Source organism: Microvirga sp., assembly GCF_014699075.1.
GTDB lineage: Bacteria > Pseudomonadota > Alphaproteobacteria > Rhizobiales > Beijerinckiaceae > Microvirga.
Genome location: NZ_JACXAB010000024.1, coordinates 1 through 17,681 on the forward strand (window position 1 = coordinate 1; position 17,681 = coordinate 17,681).

At 64.5% G+C, this 17,681-nt stretch carries 16 protein-coding genes; 3 read left to right on the top strand and 13 right to left on the bottom strand.

Annotated elements, in window-relative coordinates; genetic code table 11:
- Positions 1 to 294: 294 nt before the first annotated feature.
- From IC232_RS22070 to acnA, 6 genes are all read right to left on the bottom strand, one after another.
- A complete protein-coding gene (locus IC232_RS22070) occupies positions 295 to 681 on the bottom strand; it encodes an acyl-CoA thioesterase (protein ID WP_190847110.1) in 387 nt (128 codons plus the stop codon).
- A gap of 32 nt (positions 682 to 713) precedes the next feature.
- Positions 714 to 1,634 carry a GntR family transcriptional regulator gene (locus tag IC232_RS22075; RefSeq protein ID WP_190847111.1) on the bottom strand — a complete coding sequence of 307 codons (921 nt, stop codon included), beginning with the start codon at positions 1,632 to 1,634 and terminating at the stop codon, positions 714 to 716.
- Between the two features lie 112 nt (positions 1,635 to 1,746).
- A complete protein-coding gene (locus IC232_RS22080) occupies positions 1,747 to 3,246 on the bottom strand; it encodes a tripartite tricarboxylate transporter permease (protein WP_190847112.1) in 1,500 nt (499 codons plus the stop codon).
- A gap of 11 nt (positions 3,247 to 3,257) precedes the next feature.
- A complete protein-coding gene (locus tag IC232_RS22085) occupies positions 3,258 to 3,731 on the bottom strand; it encodes a tripartite tricarboxylate transporter TctB family protein (RefSeq protein ID WP_190847113.1) in 474 nt (157 codons plus the stop codon).
- 68 nt (positions 3,732 to 3,799) lie between these two features.
- Positions 3,800 to 4,765, bottom strand: a complete 966-nt coding sequence (locus tag IC232_RS22090) for a Bug family tripartite tricarboxylate transporter substrate binding protein (RefSeq protein WP_409564953.1) — start codon at positions 4,763 to 4,765, stop codon at positions 3,800 to 3,802.
- A gap of 54 nt (positions 4,766 to 4,819) precedes the next feature.
- Positions 4,820 to 7,510 carry an aconitate hydratase AcnA gene (gene acnA, locus IC232_RS22095; RefSeq protein ID WP_190847114.1) on the bottom strand — a complete coding sequence of 897 codons (2,691 nt, stop codon included), beginning with the start codon at positions 7,508 to 7,510 and terminating at the stop codon, positions 4,820 to 4,822.
- Between the two features lie 191 nt (positions 7,511 to 7,701).
- On the opposite strand from acnA, the gene IC232_RS22100 reads away from it, so the two are divergent.
- The 3 genes from IC232_RS22100 to IC232_RS22110 are packed head-to-tail and all read left to right on the top strand — an operon-like array spanning position 7,702 to position 10,608.
- Positions 7,702 to 8,688, top strand: a complete 987-nt coding sequence (locus IC232_RS22100) for a tripartite tricarboxylate transporter substrate binding protein (protein ID WP_210335460.1) — start codon at positions 7,702 to 7,704, stop codon at positions 8,686 to 8,688.
- Positions 8,689 to 8,718: 30 nt separating this feature from the next.
- Positions 8,719 to 9,804, top strand: coding sequence for a lactonase family protein (locus tag IC232_RS22105; protein ID WP_190847115.1), 1,086 nt, complete (start codon positions 8,719 to 8,721; stop codon positions 9,802 to 9,804).
- A gap of 51 nt (positions 9,805 to 9,855) precedes the next feature.
- A complete protein-coding gene (locus IC232_RS22110; protein ID WP_190847116.1) occupies positions 9,856 to 10,608 on the top strand; it encodes a transporter substrate-binding domain-containing protein in 753 nt (250 codons plus the stop codon).
- Positions 10,609 to 10,996: 388 nt separating this feature from the next.
- On the opposite strand, the gene IC232_RS22115 is transcribed toward IC232_RS22110, so the two are convergent.
- From IC232_RS22115 to IC232_RS22145, 7 genes are all read right to left on the bottom strand, one after another.
- Positions 10,997 to 11,452 carry a Rid family hydrolase gene (locus tag IC232_RS22115; RefSeq protein ID WP_190847117.1) on the bottom strand — a complete coding sequence of 152 codons (456 nt, stop codon included), beginning with the start codon at positions 11,450 to 11,452 and terminating at the stop codon, positions 10,997 to 10,999.
- A 124-nt stretch (positions 11,453 to 11,576) separates the two neighbouring features.
- Positions 11,577 to 12,398 carry an alpha/beta fold hydrolase gene (locus IC232_RS22120; protein WP_190847118.1) on the bottom strand — a complete coding sequence of 274 codons (822 nt, stop codon included), beginning with the start codon at positions 12,396 to 12,398 and terminating at the stop codon, positions 11,577 to 11,579.
- Between the two features lie 163 nt (positions 12,399 to 12,561).
- Complete coding sequence (locus IC232_RS22125; protein WP_190847119.1) at positions 12,562 to 14,196, bottom strand: MFS transporter; 1,635 nt, start codon at positions 14,194 to 14,196, stop codon at positions 12,562 to 12,564.
- A complete protein-coding gene (locus IC232_RS22130) occupies positions 14,193 to 14,618 on the bottom strand; it encodes a DoxX family protein (RefSeq protein ID WP_190847120.1) in 426 nt (141 codons plus the stop codon). Before IC232_RS22130 ends, IC232_RS22125 begins: the two co-directional genes overlap by 4 nt.
- Before the next feature lie 11 nt (positions 14,619 to 14,629).
- Positions 14,630 to 16,606 (bottom strand): amidohydrolase, encoded by a 1,977-nt coding sequence (locus IC232_RS22135; protein WP_190847121.1) that lies wholly within the window; start codon positions 16,604 to 16,606, stop codon positions 14,630 to 14,632.
- The gene (locus IC232_RS22140; RefSeq protein WP_190847122.1) at positions 16,603 to 16,881 is read right to left on the bottom strand and encodes a XapX domain-containing protein; all 279 of its coding nucleotides are present in this window, start codon (positions 16,879 to 16,881) and stop codon (positions 16,603 to 16,605) included. The genes IC232_RS22135 and IC232_RS22140 overlap by 4 nt, the downstream gene beginning before the upstream one ends.
- A 95-nt stretch (positions 16,882 to 16,976) precedes the next feature.
- On the bottom strand, positions 16,977 to 17,660 hold the full coding sequence (locus IC232_RS22145; RefSeq protein WP_190847123.1) for a hydrolase: 684 nt from the start codon (positions 17,658 to 17,660) through the stop codon (positions 16,977 to 16,979).
- Positions 17,661 to 17,681 lie beyond the last annotated feature (21 nt).

Sequence of the window (17,681 nt, forward strand, 5' to 3'; positions counted from 1 at the left end):
GTCAGCACAATCTTGGTATGCCAGAGGGATCCATGCTCCAGCCTGGAGCTGCTCCTGATCGGATGTCTGCTTCTGCGTAGATACTGTTGAAAAAGTCCGCAACTGCCAGTTTTCGCGTTGCTGGCATACAGGATGCTGGGCCTGACCTGGTGCTCTGACGCTAGTAATAGACGGACCCGGCAGCGCCCGGGAGTTTTTCAACGAAATCGCGTACTAAGCAGACATTCACATAGCCATCCTCTACATCTTACTTTGACCCACAACAGACCTTCCGCAGTTAACTGACTTACGAACTCACCCCGGGGGCAGTGGGCGGGGACGAGAGCCGCTGTCGATGGCAACGAACGTGAAGACCGCCTCTGTCACCTTAATCTCTTCGTCCCCGTCACGGGAGCGGCGCCAGGCTTCAACCTGGAACTTCATGGACGTCCGTCCCGTGGAGATCAGGTCAGCGTAAACCGAAACCTCGTCACCCAGATGAACCGGAGTGTGAAAGACCATCCCGTCGACCGCAACGGTCACGCAGCGCCCCCGCGCACGCCGAGCGGCTGCATTGCCGGCGGCCAAGTCCATCTGCGCCATCAGCCAGCCGCCGAATATGTCTCCCGCCGGGTTCGTATCCGAGGGCATTGCAATCGTCCGGATCACAGCCTCGCGCGCACCGGGGAGTTCAACGCTCATGATGGCTCCCTTCCTGGCTCCAGCCGTCTCGCTCAGTGCTCCAGGATCGGCCTGATTTCCTGAAGATTTCCGATGGTGTGCTCCAGATGGCGGCGCAGGGCCTGCGAGGCCTCTTCATTCCGCTCCCGCTCCAACAGGTCGAGGATCTGGAGGTGCTCCTCGCATTGCTGGCGGTAGCGCTTGCGGTCGACCATTGAGCGATAGGAGAGCAGGCGCCGGACGCGGTTGATGCGCCGGACCGCCTCTAGGAAGAACGGATTGCCGGATGCGCCGATGATCGCCTCGTGGAACCGCACGCCCCGCTCATGGAGCGCGGCGGCACTGTCCGTCTCGATGGCGCCGCCGAGAAGGCGGAGCTCTGCCTCGCGGCAGCGGGCGGCGATGTCACGATCAAGGCGGTAGGTCGGCTCCAGCAACGCGGCGGGTTCGAGCGCTAGACGTACCCTATACGTTTGCTCCAAGCTCTCTGGCGTTGTCAGCATCGGCGAGAACGACCAGCCGTAGCCAGGGCGACGTTCGGCCCAGCCCTCCTGGGCAATCCGGCCCAACACCGCATTTAACTGTGCCTTGCTGATCCCGTAGGATTCCTTGAGGTACGCCTCGGAGGCAGGTTCAGGCAGGCGGCCTTGGAGGTGGTCTTCCGCAATCCTGAAGTAGACCTCGGAAGCATCATCCTTGGTGGATAGGCCAAGGGTCTCGGGAGACACGTCCTTCACGTCCGACACGAAGTAGCCGCGGTTGCGCTGATGCGTCAGGACGCCCTTAGCGGCGAGCAGTTGCAACGCCTGACCGACCGGAAAGCGCGAGACGCTGAACCGCTCGGCTAGTTCCTGTGCAGTGAGGTGCGTTCCTGTGGCTAACGCGCCACTTCGGATATGCTCCAAGATCTGTGCGGCGAGACCTTCGGTCAACTCGCGTTTTCCGTTGACCGTGCGCTCCCCGGCTGAACTCATGAACATACCCTCGCACTCGACCTTCAAGATGGCTCCACCTTCTCCTTAACCGATTTGTCGAGATCCCGGTACTCCGGGACGCGAGGCCGAGAGAGCCTCGCCCCTCACGCTGTCAGTCCTCGGCTGCTCGGAATCGGCTCAGCCCCTTCATGACAAACGGTGCCAGGAGCGCCATCGCAGACAGGGACAGCAACGTGGCCGAGCCTGGGTTCTCGAGGAAGACCATCGGGTCGCCCAAAGTCATCTGCATGGCCCTCCGGAGCTGAGCCTCGGCCATGGGTCCCAAGATGAGGCCGACCACCATGGGAGCAACCGGATAGTCCCAGCGGCGCATCAGCAAGCCCAGGAAGCCGAACACGAACAGCATCCCGACCTCGACCACAGAAGGCTTGGCTGCAACCGTGCCCATGGCGGCGAACACGAGGATGCCCGCATAGAGCCACGGTTGCGGGATTGCCAACAACCGAACCCACAGCCCAACTAAAGGCAGGTTGAGGACGAGGAGCATGGCGTTGGCGATGAAAAGGCTGGCCACCAGTCCCCAGACCAGGGCCGGGTTCTCAGTGAACAGGAGGGGCCCCGGGTTGAGCCCGTACTGCTGGAACCCGGCCAACATGATGGCCGCCGTAGCTGAAGTCGGGAGGCCGAGGGTGAGCAGCGGGACGAGCGTTCCCGCCGCAGAGGCGTTGTTGGCGGCTTCGGGACCGGCGACACCCTCGATGGCTCCATGGCCGAACTCCTCCGGATGCTTCGAAAGCTTCTTCTCGGTTACGTAGGACAGGAAGGTGGGCACCTCGGCGCCACCGGCCGGCAGCGCCCCGATGGGGAAACCGAATGCCGCTCCCCGCAGCCACGGCTTCCATGACCGCCGCCAATCCTCCCGGGTCATCCAGAGCGAGCCCTTAATGGGCACGATCTCCTCGGGATTGCTCTTGAAGCGCGACGCCACGTACAGGGCCTCACCCACAGCGAAGAGGCCGACGGCAAGCGTCGTGACTTCGATGCCATCGAAGAACTCGGGAACCCCGAAGGCCATGCGGGCCTGTCCGGTGAGCTTGTCGATCCCGACGAGGCCCAGCATCAGTCCGATCGTCAGGCTCGTCAGCCCACGCAAGGGCGAGTCGCCGAAGGTGGCAGACACCGTCACGAAGGCGAGCACCATGAGAGCGAAGTAGTCCCAGGGGCCGAAGTTGACGGCCAATTCCACCAGCCACGGCGCCAGGAACGCAAGACCGATGGTTGCGATCGTGCCCGCAACGAAGGAGCCGATGGCGGAGGTTGCCAAGGCGGGACCGCCGCGGCCCGCCTTGGCCATCTTGTTGCCCTCGATGGCGGTTGCCACCGAGGCGCTCTCGCCGGGCGCGTTGATCAGGATCGCGGTCGTCGACCCTCCGTACATGCCGCCGTAGTAGATGCCTGCGAACATGATGAGCGAGCCGGTGGGATCGAGCTTGAAGGTGACGGGCAGGAGCAGCGCCACCGTCAGGGCCGGACCGATGCCGGGCAGCACCCCAACGGCGGTGCCAAGAAGAACGCCGACAGCCGCAAACAGCAGCTTCGAGGGCTCAAGGGCAACCAGGAAACCCTGGCCGAGGGAGACAAACGAGTCCATGGCAGGCTCCTTCAGAACAGGTGCTCAAGTGGCCCCGCCGGCAGGGACAGCGTCAGGAGCTTGCTGAACAGCAAATGGATTGCGACACCGAGGCCGAACCCAATGGTGGCATCGACCAGCAGCGCGCGCCGACCGAACGCTCGTGAGGTGACGGCGAAGAGGATGGTCGTCGCGAGAATGAAACCGGCACCGAACGCGATGCAGAGCAGCAGGGCCACCAGGCCGAATGCGATCCAGCCAATGGCGATGCCATCAGCGTGCTCCGGGACGGGCAGCCCATCCCTGAACGCCACCACGATATGTCCCAGACCGAGGGCGGCAAGTGCCCCCGCAACCACATACGGCATCGCCGCAGGCCCGATCCCGTAAGTGGCCGACAGCGTCTGGGCAGCTGCATCTCGCCAAACCAGCGCGGCGAATACGAACAGGGTGAGACCGACCACCAGCGCGCGCTTGTCCGCACGCCGCTTTGCAAGCAGCGACATTGCAAGATCATCCTGTGACGTTGAAGCAGGAAAAGGGGAGCCCGCATGGGCTCCCCAGGTGTCAATTGTCAGGACTTCACGAGACCGACCGACTTGAGCACATCGCCGACGCGAACCTGCTCCTCCTTGAGGAAGGCGGAGAAGGGTTCGCCGGCGAGATAGAAATCTTCCCAGCCGCGCTGCTTGAGGATCTCGGCCCATTCCTTCGACTTGACCACCTTCTCGACAGTCTCGGTCAGGGACTTCTTCTGCTCGGCCGTGATGTCCGGGCCGGCCACGATGGCGCGCCAGTTCACCACCTCGACGTCCAAGCCCTGCTCCTTGAGCGTCGGAACGTCGGCGTTGGCGAGACGCTTGCCGGACGAGATCGCCAGCGCCCGCAGCTTGCCGGCCTTGATCTGGCTTTCGAACTCGCCATAGCCGGAGATGCCGGCCGTCACGCGGCCACCGAGCATGGCCGCCAGGGCCTCGCCGCCGCCCGAGAAGGCAATGTAGTTGACCTTCGACGGATCAGAGCCCGCCGCCTTGGCGAACAGGGCCGCCAGAATGTGGTCGGCACCACCTGCTGAGCCCCCAGCCCAGGTGACCTTCGCCGGATCGGCCTTCACGGCATCGGCCAGTTCCTTGACCGACTTGATCGGCGAGTTGGCCGGCACGACGATGACGAGCGGATCGCCAGTCAGGCGTGCGATTGGCGTCACCTGATCAAGGGTCACCGGTGACTTGTTGGTGAGAATCGCGCCGACCATGGTGATGCCGTTGACCATGAGCTGGCTCGGATCACCCTTCGCCTGGTTGACGAACTGGGCCAAGCCCACCGTGCCGCCGGCGCCGGTGACGTTGACCACCTGCACGCTCTTCGCAAGCCCTGTCTGCGTGAGCACCTGCTGGATCGAGCGGGCGGCCGAGTCCCAGCCGCCGCCGGGGCCGGCGGGGGCGATGATCTTGAGTTCCTGCTGCGCGAAGGCCGATGATGCGACGAGCGTCATAGCGGCAAAAGCGACACCGCGGATTGTCTTGGTCAAATGGCTCACGAGTTCCTCCCTTTGGGTTGCGTGAGATGTTGAACGCGAAGCGGACGTTGCCGCTCAGCGCCTGATGCTCGGCGAGGCTTCTCGCCGAAGGTTTTCACCGTCGCCGGTGGTCTCGGATGCGGGCGTCTCGCGGCTTGTGGCCTCCGCGTTGACGACGCGACGCAGGATGAGGGGGATGATGCCGCCGCCGCGCAGGATCTCGACCTCGAGGCTGGTCTCAATGGCGGCCGTAGCCATGAAGGCTTCGCTCTCGCCAGAGGCGCGACGGATGCTGACGGGCACCGCACAGCGCGAGCTGATCCTCGCCGGATCGGCATCGATCAGGATCTGATCGCCCGGACGCAGGTGCAAATCGTTCGGATGGCGCTCCGCCGGAAGGCGTAAGGGCAGGATGCCCATGCCAATCAGGTTCGAGCGATGGATGCGTTCAAAGCTCGAGGCCAGCACCGCGCGGGCGCCAAGCAGCGCTACGCCTTTGGCCGCCCAGTCCCTGGACGAGCCCATGCCGTAACGCTCACCCGCCACGACGACGACGGAGGCGCCTACATCGGCGTATCGCTCGGCGGCCCGGAACAGAGGCAGGTGCTCGCCGGAGCCGACATGGATCGTGGAGCCCGGTGCGATCTGCGGATCGAGGAGGTTGCGGACAGACTTGTTGGTGAACAGCCCCCGGACCATCGCCTCCCAGTTGCCGCGGCGGGACGCGAAGACGTTCAGGTCACGAGGGTTCTCGCCGCGCTCGACCAGATACTCCGCCGCCTCGCTTCGCGGCGGAACGGCGCCGGCCGGGGAGATGTGGTCGGTGGTGATGTCGTCGCCAAGCACGAGCAGGGGATGGGCCGCATAGGTGCCGAGCAGCGTGCCCTTGCCGAAGCCCGCGAAAGGCGGACGCCGGATGTAGGTCGAGTTCTCATTCCAGGGAAACAGGGGCGTGCCGGGAGCGTCGAGCACTCGCCAAGTGTCGCTGGCCTCGGCTTCGTCGTACGAGGCGTCGTAATCGCCGGCATCGATGGCCATGGCCAGCGCCGCGTCGATCTCATCGCCCGTGGGCCAGAGATCAGCCAGCCGGATGTCTTCGCCTGACGCCGAGCGGGCAATGGGATCGGCGAGGATGTTGCGATTGACATCACCGGCTAATGCAAAGGCGACCACAAGAGGAGGAGAAGCGAGAAAGCCTGCCTCAAGCTGCGGATGCACGCGCCCCGGGAAGTTGCGGTTGCCCGACAGCACGGCGACGGGAACGATGCCACGCTCCGTCATGGTCTGCTCGATCACGGCGGGCAGCGGGCCGGAATTGCCGATGCAGGTGGTGCAGCCGTAGCCGACAATCCCGAAGCCGATGGCTTCCAGATCCTCCAGCAGTCCTGCGCGGCGCAGGTAGCGCTCCGCCGTGGGAGACCCGGGTGCAAGGGAAGTCTTGACCCAGGCCGGTGGGGCGAGGCCCAAGGCACGCGCCTTACGGGCGACGAGGCCGGCAGCGACCAGCAACCTGGGATCGGTGGTGTTGGTGCAGCTCGTGATCGCCGCGATGGCGACGGAACCGTTGCCGGGCTGTTCGGCTGACGCTGGAGCAGGCCGAGCTGCCAGCAATGGCGCCATTGCCTCAATGGTTTGGCTTGCCGGAATGCGGTCCTGCGGCCGGCGCGGACCGGCGAGGCTGACCTCGACCTCGTCGAGGTTGATCGCGACCACGTCCGTGAAGCAGGGAACGGCTTTCGGATCGAACCAGAGGCCTTGCCGCCTGGTGTAGTCCTCCACGAGCTGCACGTGATCGGCGGAACGGCCGGTCTCGCGCAGGTAGCGCAGGGTCTGATCGTCGATGGGGAAGAAGCCGGAATTGGCGCCGAACTCGGGCGTCATGTTGGCGACGACGGCGCGGTCGCCGGCGGAGAGCGTCGGGACGCCCTCGCCGAAGAACTCGATGAAACGGTCCGCCAGATCAATCCGGCGCAGGCGCTCGGTCACGGTGAGTGCAAGATCGGTCGCTAGCACGCCCTGCCGGAGGCGGCCGGTGAGGCGGACGCCGACGATCTCCGGCACACGGATCATCACCGGCATCCCGAAAAACACGCTCTCCGCCTCCAGGCCGCCGACACCCCAGCCGAGCACACCGATGCCGTTGATCATCGGGGTGTGGCTGTCGGTGCCGATCAGGGTATCGGGCATGGCCCAGGACACACTGTCCCGTTCCCTGGTGGTGACGACAGTCGCCAGGCGCTCCAGGTTGAGCGTGTGCATGATGCCGGTGCCGGGCGGATGGACGCGGAACCCGGTCAGGGCGCGCGTGGCCCACTTCATGAAGCGGTAGCGCTCCGCATTGCGCCCGTACTCACGCTGCATGTTGCGCTGAAGGGCATCGCGGGAACCGAACACGTCGACACCGAGGGAATGATCGGTCGAGACGTCGACAGGCAGAACGGGATTGAGCAAGCTCGGGTCGCGCCCTGCCTCTGCTAGGGAAGCGCGCATGCCGGCGATGTCCACCAGGGCCGGGCCGCAGGTGGTGTCATGCATCAGGACGCGGCCGGGCAAGAACGGGATCTCCTCCTCGCTGCGTCCAGTACAGAGCCAGTTCAGGATCGCCGTCTTGGCCCGGGGAGCATCCTCGCTCGCATTGCGCAAGACGTTCTCCAGCATGATGCGCAGGATGTGCGGCAACCGCTCGAGGTCGGCGCCAGCCGCCGCAGGCAGGTCGATCATGCGGTGACGTTTGCCAGCGCTCGTGATGTCGGCAGTCTTGGGCATCGGACCGCTCTGCGTTTCCTGGTTAATAATTGTGCGGCCGGTCTCTCAGCGGACCTTGCTCGCTCAATGCGACACATAATTTGCATAATAATAACGATAAATGCAAGTCAAATTGCATTTAGGATGAGAGATATGTTAACTGATCTCCGTGCCAGCAGGCCGCTGCTGTGGCCGGCACGGGAGGAAATCACATGAAAGCAATGACTTCGGGGGCTCTCAAAGCCATATTGGCCGTCAGCCTTGGCGCAATCTCCACGACCGCTTTCGCGCAGGCCGACTACCCGACCCGCCCCATCAAGCTGATCGTGCCTTTCACCGCAGGTGGAGGTGTCGATACGGTTGCTCGCATCCTCGGCGAGGAACTCAAGGGCGTTCTGGGCCAGTCCGTCGTTGTAGAAAATCTGCCGGGCGCCAGCGGCATGCGGGGGGCGGAAACTGCCGTTCGCGCGGAGCCGGACGGCTACACCCTTCTGCTGTCATCAGCCGGTGAAGCCGCGGTGAACCCGCACCTGTTCAAGAACATCAAGTACGCCCCGAGCCGTGACCTCACCCCGGTCACCCTGGTGGTCAAGGTTCCAAATGTCCTCGTGGTCAATGCCGCATCGGGCATGAAGTCCCTCGATGACCTGCTCGCGTTCACCAAGAGCAACGCAGACAAGGCGTCGTTCTCGTCCAGCGGGGTCGGCAATCCCCAGCACTTGGCCGGCGAGCTCCTCAACCGCATGGCCTCAGTCAAGCTAACGCACGTTCCCTACAGAGGCGCGGCCCAGCAGGTGACGGATGTCCTCGGGAATAACGTCACGGCAACCTTCGCGAGCTACCTGGCTGTCGCCTCCTTTGTCGAGGCGGGGCAGGTCAAGGCGCTCGCCGTCACCTCGTCGGAGAGGATCCCGAGCCTGCCGTCAGTCCCTGCCATGGCCGAGCACCCGCAGCTCAAGGGCTATGACGTGACCAACTGGTTTGGCCTGTTCGCGCCGGCCGGCACACCCGGCCCCATCGTCGACAAGCTGAACAAGGCGGTGGTCCAAGTGCTCAGCAATCCGGCTACGGCCAGGAAGCTGGCGGACCTGGGCAGCTACCCGTCGCCCATGAAGCCTGAGGAGTTCAAGAGCTTCCTCACGGCGGAGTCGGAGAAGTTCAAGAACATCATCACGACTGCCGAAATCAAGGCACAGTAAACGTGCGCGGCGTCGGGGGTTCGGCACCATATGACAACAGCCTCACCGTTCTACTTCGCCTATGTCGGGTCGCGCACGACACGGGAGCGCAACGCGCGGGGGGACGGCATTAGCGTCTACCGTGTCGATGCCGCCACCGGTCGGTGGACCCATGTGCAACTGATGGACGGGCTTCTCAACCCGTCCTTCCTGGCCTTGGATCGCAGCGGCCGGTTCCTGTACTGCGTCCATGGCGATGCCAGCGAGATCAGCGCCTTCAGCATCGATCCCGGAACCGGGCGGCTGACCTTCATCAATCAGGAGACCACCGCGGGCAAGAACCCGGTGCACCTGAGCGTCGATCCCGGCAACCGCTTCCTTATCGTGGCCAACCACGTCACGTCGAGCCTGGCGGTGGTGCCGCGGCACGAGGACGGCTCGATCGGAAAGCATGTGGATCTGGTCATCCTCGAGGGACAGATCGGCCCGCATCGTGTCGAGCAGCCCTTCGCCAAGCCCCATCAGGTCGAATTCGATCCGAGCGGGCGCTTCGTCATCGTCCCGGACAAGGGACTCGATCAAATCTTAACGTTCGCGGTTGATGGCGTGACGGGCAAACTCCTCGCGGTGGATGCGCCGCCCGCTCCAGCCAGAGAGGGTGCCGGACCACGGCATGTTGCGTTCCATCCTGGCGGTGCCGTTGCCTATGTCGTGAACGAGCTCGACTCCACCGTCACGGCCTACCGGCTCAATCCCGGGCACGGCAACCTGACGCCGTTTCAAGTTGTGAGCGCGCTGCCGGACACGTTCATCGGCCCCAGCCGCGCCGCCGAGATCATGGTGTCGACGGATGGGCGGTTCGTGTACGCGTCAAATCGGGGGCACGACAGCATCGCCATCTTCTCCGTCGATCCGCCATCGCGCCGGTTGACGAGTATCGGCTGGGAGAAGAGCCATGGCAGAACTCCTCGCTTCTTCACGCTCGATCCGTCCGGAGCATGGATGTTCGTTGCCAACGAGGACAGCGACAATGTCGTGACCTTCAAGGTCGATCGGAAGACTGGGATGCTGTCGCATGAGGGGGAGGCCGTCCGAACCGGCAGCCCCGTATGCATAGTCTTCGCGACCACGGTGTAGGTGCGTGCTCGAGACGTCCGGGCACGCCGAATTCGAAAAGGAAATGGTCTCATGGCGAATGTCGACCAGAGAACGCGCGAGTTGCTGGCCCCAACGGGAAGCCTGCGGATAGCCGTTGCGGTAGGCAGTGCAATCTCTGCGGTCTGGACGAGGCGGGATGCAGAAGCGGGTGAGCCCCGCGGCCCGACGGTGGATCTCGCCAGGCACATCGCCGAACGCCTTGGCGTTCCATTGTCTCTCGTCGAGTGCGCAAGCTCGGGAGAGATCATCGAGACTGCCTCATCAGGAACCTGGGATGTGTCGTTCGCTCCCGTAGATGCCGAGAGAAAGAAGCTTGTCGACTTCGGTCCGAACTACTTTCTCGGCGAAAGCACCTACATGGTTCCGGCCGGATCGCCGATCACCAGCATCGAGGAGGTGGATCGCAAGGGCATCCGAGCCTATGGGATTGAGAATACCGCCACGATCCGCAGTGCACGCAAATCCCTGAAGAACACATCGGCCATCGGGCTCCAGGGCCTTGATGAGGCTCTCGAAAGGTTCCGCAATGGCGAGGTGGATGCGCTCGCCCTCGGAAAGGAATCCCTCCGAAGCCTGCTCCCGCGGTTTCCTGGCGCACGGATGCTGGACGGTCATTTCCATGCTGCTGGCACTGCGGTGGCAGTGCCCAAGGGCCGAACCGAAGCATTGGAGATAATCAGCGGCATGATTGAAGACCTGAAGAGCGATGGAACCGTTCGCCGGTTCTTCGATGCTCACGGCATGGAAACGGCGACGGTCGCACCCGCCGGATCACGTTCCTGAAGAAGTACACGCTCCGGTCAGCCCGACGATCCCCTGATGGTGAGCAATGTCGGCTCCTGGCACTCCCGAGACGTAAGCACGAGGTCAGAAATCCTCGTGAAACCGGACACTCCGAAGCGTCCATAAACATCGCTATCTGACCCACAGGCGACATTCGAAGGATCACTCGCGGCCCACGTCATCACTACGGTCAGGAGCACCGCTGCTGATGTGCTTGTGATATGGCGCACCTCACCCACTGAGCATCGAGCCGATGGCGATCAGACACCCAGCGCCAGACCCAAAGCGGCCGAAGAGCCCAGAGAGCTAAAGGCACAACGGACCATCGCAACACAGAAAGCCGCCCCGCGTGGGCCGAGCGGCTTTCCCAAAATTCCACCAAAGCACTCTATCGATCCACGACAGCGCGGAACGTGATCTCAACGAGCTGTTGCGGGAAGGCGAGCCGTGACACGCCAATTAGGTTGCTCGCGAGCTGGGGTATCTCTGCACTATAAACCTGCTTGCGAACCTTGGAAGCCGCACTGAACGCTGCGTCGACGTCCAGCACGTAAAGTGTCTCCTCTACGACGTCATCGAAGGAGGCTCCGAACTGTGCTAGCAGGATCCGCGCATTTTCGTAAGTCTGGCGGATTTGCGCTTCCATGTTGTCGAAAGATTGGGGCTTTCCAGTTTCATCGAGATCGGCCGGAGCCACAAGGTTGCCCACAGAGTCGTGGCTCAATTGCCCAGAGACGTAGATCGTATCCTTGACCTCGATCGCCTGCGCATATCCGAAGGCTTTCTCCCAGGCGACGCCGTGATTTGCTGCCTGAACCGGTGCCGTAGTTTTGCTATCACTCATCCATTGCGCTCCCTAGCTTGCTGTCGGTCGACTGTACGATAGGCGTGGTAGGCCCCTCAGCCGCTGCAATTCCGACCTGTTCCGCGTAATGGCGGGATGTTCCCCGAGTTGGGTCAGCCCTGCCTTAAGCCTTGATGAAGGCCAGGACGTCGGCGTTGAACTTGTCCGCCTCGATCTGCGCCAAGCCATGCGATCCGCCCGGGTAGACCTTGAACTGGGCGCCCTCGACGATCTTCGCGGCCTTTTCCGCCGAGGCCTTGATCGGCACGATCTGGTCGTCGTCGCCATGGATGATGAGCGTCGGCTTGTCGATCTTCTTCAGGCCCTCGGTGTAGTCGACTTCCGAGAACTCCCGGACGCAATCGTACTCGCCCTTGATGCCGCCCATCATGCCCTGAAGCCAGAAGGACTCACGAAGGCCGTCATTGACCTTCGCACCGTCACGGTTGAAGCCGTAGAACGGGATTGTGAGATCCTTGAAGAACTGCGAGCGGTCGCCCGCCGTGCTCTGGCGGATGCCGTCGAAGACCTCCATGGGCGTGCCCTCCGGATTGGTCTCGGTCTTCAGCATCAGCGGCGGCACGGCCCCGACGAGCACCACCTTCGCGACACGCGCGGAGCCGTGGCGGCCGATGTAGTGCGCCACCTCGCCACCGCCGGTGGAATGGCCGATCATCACGATGTCGCGCAGATCAAGCATCTCGATCAGTTCGTCCAGGTCGTCGGCGTACTGGTCCATGTGGTTGCCGTTCCAGGTCTGGTCGGAGCGGCCGTGGCTGCGGCGGTCATGCGCGACGACCCGGTAGCCCTGCTGGCCGAAGAACAGCATCTGGCTGTCCCAGGCATCCGCGGACAGCGGCCATCCGTGCGAGAACAGGATCGGCTGACCCGTGCCCCAGTCTTTGTAGAAAATCTTGGTTCCGTCCTTCGTCGTGATCGTGCCCATTGAAAGTCTTTCTTATGCTTGGGTGGGCGTTGCCGCCGCGCCCGATGCCATGGGCAGGGGACGGGAGGCTGTGCCGCCGCGGCGCCGAGGAAGGCGTCGCGGCGGGTGACGGGAGGGGCGATGTGCGGCTGATCGTGCAGCGCAACCGCCCCTCACCGCAATCTCAATGCGTGTCCCGGTTGGGTCTGCCGACCGCCAGGAAGTGTTGCACGAGAGGCGGCTCGGCCCCTTGATGGAAGCGGCGTGTCTCGGCCTGGATGTCGGCGTCGGCCTTCGAGACCCGCTTGTGCTGGCGAAGGTGCTCGGCCCAGGACTCGACGAAGAACCACTCCACGATGTGCTCGGGATCCGCCGCGTCCTCGGACACACCCCAGGCGTAGGCGCCGTCGCGGCGGCGCCCTTCTGAGAGACGCTCAAGAGCCGTCAGGAAGGCGGAGCGATCCGCCTGCCGGATGCGGTAGGTGACCATGATCATCACCGGTCCCCGGTCATGCGCGACGGGCTCGGCCATCGCCGGCTCGGGCCAGTGCAGCGAGGGCGTGAGATCGCCTTCCCCGCTCGGCAGGGGAGCCCGGTGCGCCAGCAGCGCCGCGATGGCGAGGCCAGTGCCCGCCACGATCAGGGTCGTGTCGGTCGTGATCTCCTGGGCGAGGAAGCCCCAGCCCAGGGAGCCCGCCGCCATGGCGCCATTGAACGCCGTGAGATAGATCGCCAGACCACGGCCCCGGATCCAGTTCGGCAGGATGGTCTGCATGGTGCTGTTGAGCGTGGTCAGCATGGCGATCCAGGCGATGCCGAGCACGAAGGTCGCGATGATCGCCACGACCTCGGAGTTCGTCAGGGCCAGGAGGGTGGTCGCGCCGGCCGTCACGAGCGACATGGCGAGCACGAGCCGGTCTTGACCCAGCCGGGCGCGAACCCGCGGCAGCAGGAGCGCACCCAGGATGGCGCCGGCCCCGACGCTGCCGAGCATCAGACCGTAGAAGTCCGGGCCACCGCCGATCTCCTGGCGGGCCACGATGGGGAGGAGCGCCCAGACGGCGCTGGCGAAGGCGAAGTACAGCACCGCGCGCCACAGGATGCGATGCAGGTCATGACTGACCCGGGCATAACGCAGACCCGCCCGCAGCGCCCCGCCGAAGTGCTCCCGCAGGCCATCATCCGCATCGGCTTCCCGCCGCCACCAGAGCAGGGCCCCGCCAACGAGGATGTAGGTCATGACATCAAGGCCATAGACCGCCGCCGCTCCGAGGCCTGCCAGCAGGAAGCCTCCCAGGGCCGGACCGATGGAGCGGGCGATGTTGATGCCCAGGGAGTTCAGGGCCACGGCGCCCTTCAGGTCGGAGCGGGGAACGAGCTCAGGCGTGATCGCCTGCCAGGCCGGGGTTGCAAGCGCCGCACCGACTCCGCCAAGGAACGTAAGGGCCACAAGGCTCTCGACCGTGACCGATCCGGTCCAGGACAGGAACGCGAGCGTCGAACTCACGATGCCGAGCATGATCTGGATGGCGATCAGGAAGCGGCGCCGGTCGAGGATGTCGGACAGCACGCCGGCCGGAATGGCCAGGAGGAAGACCGGGAGGGTGCCCGCCGCCTGGATCATGGCGACCGCGGCAGGCGAGGCGGAGATCTCCGTCACGAGCCAGGAGGATGACACGTCTCGCATGAAGGTGCCGACGTTGCCCAGCACCGTCGCGGTCCAGATCACCGCGAAGAGGCTGTGCCGCAGCGGCGCGAAGGTGCCCGGTGGCGGGGGAGGCGCTGCCCCTTCGGTGATCGTTCCTTGAGCTCCGGTCATGGCTGTCCTCTCCGGGAGTTGACGAACAGGGCCGACATGATAAGTCCGCCCACGATGGCGGCATGTTCGAAGAAGGTTGCCGTCTGGCGCCCCCGATCCGGACCCTCGAACATCCAGAACGGATGCGCGAGCACGGTAGCTATGACGGTGAACACGGCCAGGATGCCGGCGCCGAGCCAGCAGGTGCGGCGGGTCAGGAAGAGCGCCGACCCGCCAAGTTGCGTCAGGATGACGGCGGCGGCGATCAGCGCCGCGGGCTGAAGGCCAAGGCCTGTGACCTCGGCGGTGGCTCCGCCGAAGTCGACGAGCTTCACGACGCCGCTGATCAGGAAGGGCGATGCGAGCGCCAGGCGTGCCAGGGCGTCAAGCCCGGGCAGGGCCAGCATCCGGTTGATCGGACGGGGAGCCGCGATATCAATCATCGCATCCTCCCTCAGAACGCCCAGCACGAGCAGCCGAGCACGCCCCAGAACGAGCGGGCGTCCGAGGTTGGCGTGTTGGCGCCCCAGGCGCTGGCATGCGCGTGGCCATGCACGCCGCAGGAACTGGCGCAGGCGCAGGCCGCCGCCGCGAAGGCGTATTTGCGGGCCTCGTCATTGCCGGCGCGCTGCTGGTAGCCGCCATAGCTCCGGACGGGCGACCAGTCCGGCATGGGTGGAGGCAGCGACGGCGCGAGATCCTTGAACTCGGCGTCGCCATGCACGGGCGTGCCACCGAGAAGGGTGAGGACCGACGTGATGTCCTGGATCGCGTCCTCCGGAACGGCGAAGTAGTCGTCGGAGAGCACCGCCAGATCGGCCAGTTGGCCTTGCCTGATCTGACCCTTCTTGGTCTCCTCGTTTGAGAACCAGGTGTTGGCCTCGGTCCACAGCCGCAGGGCACTTTCGCGATCAAGGCGATTGGCTGCTGGATAAAGCGTCAGACCACCCAGCGTCCTGCCGGTCACAAGCCACGACAGGGAGATCCAGGGATTGTAGGAAGCAACACGGGTGGCGTCCGTGCCCGCGCCGACGGGCACGCCGGCCTCCAGCATGCGCTTGATGGGCGGCGTTTGCTCCGCCGCCTTGGTGCCGTAGCGCTCGACGAAATCCTCGCCCTGGAACGCCATCCGGTGCTGGACCGCAATGCCGCCGCCCAATGCGGCGATCCGGTCGATGTTGCGCTCGTCGATGGTCTCGGCATGGTCGAAGAACCAGTGCAGGCCCTCGAAGGGAATGTCGCGGTTCACCGTCTCGAACACGTCAAGCGCCCGGGTGATGGTCTCGTTATAGGTGGCGTGCATCCGCCAGGGCCAACGGTTCTCGACCAGCAGGCGGACGACCGGCTCGAGGTCGCCTTCCATGTTGGGCGGCATCTCAGGCCGCTCGACCTTGAAGTCCTCGAAGTCGGCCGCGGAGTAGACCAGCATCTCGCCAGCACCGTTGTGGCGGTAGAGATCGTCGCCCTGGCCGGGCTTCACCTGCTTGGACCAGCTGTCGAAGTCCTTGAGCTCTTCCTTCGGCTTCTGGGTGAACAGGTTGTAGGCAAGGCGCACCGTGAGCTGGCCTTCCCGGTGCAGCTCCTCGATGATCTGGTAGTCGTCCGGATAGTTCTGGAAGCCGCCGCCGGCATCGATTACGCCGGTGACGCCGAGCCGGTTGACCTCGCGCATGAAGTGGCGCGAGGAGTTCTTCTGGTACTCTGGCGGGAGCTTCGGACCCTTCGCCAGGGTGGCGTACAGGATCGTAGCATTGGGCCTGGCGATCAGCAGGCCGGTGGGATTGCCGTTCGCATCCCGCTGGATCTCGCCGCCGGGCGGGTTTGGCGTGTCCTTGGTATAGCCAACCGCCCGCAGCGCCGCGCCGTTGAGCAGGGCACGGTCATACAGGTGGAGGATGAAGACAGGTGTGTCGGGCGAGACGGCGTTGATCTCGTCGAGGGTCGGCAGACGCTTCTCGGCGAACTGGTGCTCGGTGAAGCCGCCGACCACGCGCACCCATTGCGGGGCTGGGGTGCGGTCCACCTGCTCTTTCAGCATCCGCATGGCGTCCGCCAGGGAGCGCACGCCGTCCCAGCGCAGCTCCATGTTGTAGTTGAGGCCGCCGCGGATGATGTGCATGTGGCTGTCGATCAGCCCGGGAATGACGCGGCGTCCCTTGAGGTCGATCCGCTGCGTGGTCGGTCCGGCGAGAGGCATCACCTCCTGCTCGTTGCCGACGGCTGCGAAGCGCCCGTCCCGGATGAGAACGGCCGAGGCTTCGGGCTTCTGACGGTCGAGGGTCGTGATCCTCCCGTTGAACAGGATCAGGTCGGCTTGCATGGACGTGGCTCCCATCGGGGACTGGGTTGGGTCTGAAGCGCCGGCGGACGCGTGTGATCCGTGAAGGACAAAGCCCGCTGCGGCGCCGAGAAACGTGCGGCGCGTGGTCATGACGCCCTCCTTTGGGCATCGGGGGTCTGTTGCGAGGATCTGGCCCCTTCCGGCAGGTGGCCGAAGACGTGCGGACGCACCTGATGCGACCAGGACTGTGTCGCTGGCGCCTTCTGCCAGAAGCTCTTGATGAGGGGAGGGATCTGCTCGCCGACCAGGATGCCGAGCAGCCCCACCAGGGCGACCACCGGCGGCGCCGGCGAGCGCACGTTAAGCAGGCTGTAGATGATGCCGACCAGCAGGCCGGCCCCGAGCGACAGAAGGTAGACTTTCAACAACGCCTCCCTGGAGGAATGCACAAGGAGGGGCGACGTATCGGTGACGATGCGGCGCCCCTTCGGCAGGGGGCGGGACACCTGCCTTCAACGACTTATTCGGCAGCGACGGCCGGGGCGGATCCGTGAGCGCCTTCGCTGGCGCCGAACATAGTCTTGGCGTAGATGATGCCGAGGCCGTAGGAACCGCCGAACTTCTTCGCGATGCCCGTGGTCATGTCGTAGGTCTCGGTGCGGGCCCAGTCGCGCTGTAACTCCAGCAGGTATTGCAGCGAGGTCATCGGCCGGACGCCGGCCTGGACCATGCGTTCCACGGCACGCTCGTGTGCCTCTGTGGAGACGTCGCCACAGGCATCGGTGATGATGTAGACCTCGAAGCCCTGGTCGAGCGCCGAGAGGGTCGGGCCGACGATGCAGACGGAGGTCCAGAGGCCGGCGAAGACCAGGCGGTTCTTCCCGATCCGGTTCACCTCGTCGATGACGGCAGCGTCCTCCCAGGTGTTCATGGAGGTGCGGTCCAGGAGCTTCTGGCCTGGGAAGGCGTCAGTGATCTCGGAGAACATCGGGCCCGAGAAGCTCTTCTCCGCAACCGTGGTCAGGATCGTCGGTACCTTGAAGCCGGCGGCCGCCTCGGAGATCAGGGCTGCGTTGTTGCGCAGGTTCACCGCGTCGATGGACTTGGTCGCAAACGACATCTGCGACTGGAAGTCGATCAGGATCAGGGCGTGATCGGTGGGGCTGACGAGCGTCGAGCCGGGGGTGGGAGTGGCTTTTGGCATGGGTTGTCCTCGCGTTTAGGT

Coding starts and splice junctions, on each gene's coding strand:
- IC232_RS22130 (WP_190847120.1), bottom strand. CDS start 14,618: ATGATTGATATCGCGGCTCCCCGTCCGATCAACCGGATGCTGGCCCTG.
- IC232_RS22115 (WP_190847117.1), bottom strand. CDS start 11,452: ATGAGTGATAGCAAAACTACGGCACCGGTTCAGGCAGCAAATCACGGC.
- IC232_RS22085 (WP_190847113.1), bottom strand. CDS start 3,731: ATGTCGCTGCTTGCAAAGCGGCGTGCGGACAAGCGCGCGCTGGTGGTC.
- IC232_RS22135 (WP_190847121.1), bottom strand. CDS start 16,606: ATGACCACGCGCCGCACGTTTCTCGGCGCCGCAGCGGGCTTTGTCCTT.
- IC232_RS22080 (WP_190847112.1), bottom strand. CDS start 3,246: ATGGACTCGTTTGTCTCCCTCGGCCAGGGTTTCCTGGTTGCCCTTGAG.
- IC232_RS22120 (WP_190847118.1), bottom strand. CDS start 12,398: ATGGGCACGATCACGACGAAGGACGGAACCAAGATTTTCTACAAAGAC.
- acnA (WP_190847114.1), bottom strand. CDS start 7,510: ATGCCCAAGACTGCCGACATCACGAGCGCTGGCAAACGTCACCGCATG.
- IC232_RS22125 (WP_190847119.1), bottom strand. CDS start 14,196: ATGACCGGAGCTCAAGGAACGATCACCGAAGGGGCAGCGCCTCCCCCG.
- IC232_RS22100 (WP_210335460.1), top strand. CDS start 7,702: ATGAAAGCAATGACTTCGGGGGCTCTCAAAGCCATATTGGCCGTCAGC.
- IC232_RS22145 (WP_190847123.1), bottom strand. CDS start 17,660: ATGCCAAAAGCCACTCCCACCCCCGGCTCGACGCTCGTCAGCCCCACC.
- IC232_RS22070 (WP_190847110.1), bottom strand. CDS start 681: ATGAGCGTTGAACTCCCCGGTGCGCGCGAGGCTGTGATCCGGACGATT.
- IC232_RS22105 (WP_190847115.1), top strand. CDS start 8,719: ATGACAACAGCCTCACCGTTCTACTTCGCCTATGTCGGGTCGCGCACG.
- IC232_RS22075 (WP_190847111.1), bottom strand. CDS start 1,634: ATGAGTTCAGCCGGGGAGCGCACGGTCAACGGAAAACGCGAGTTGACC.
- IC232_RS22110 (WP_190847116.1), top strand. CDS start 9,856: ATGGCGAATGTCGACCAGAGAACGCGCGAGTTGCTGGCCCCAACGGGA.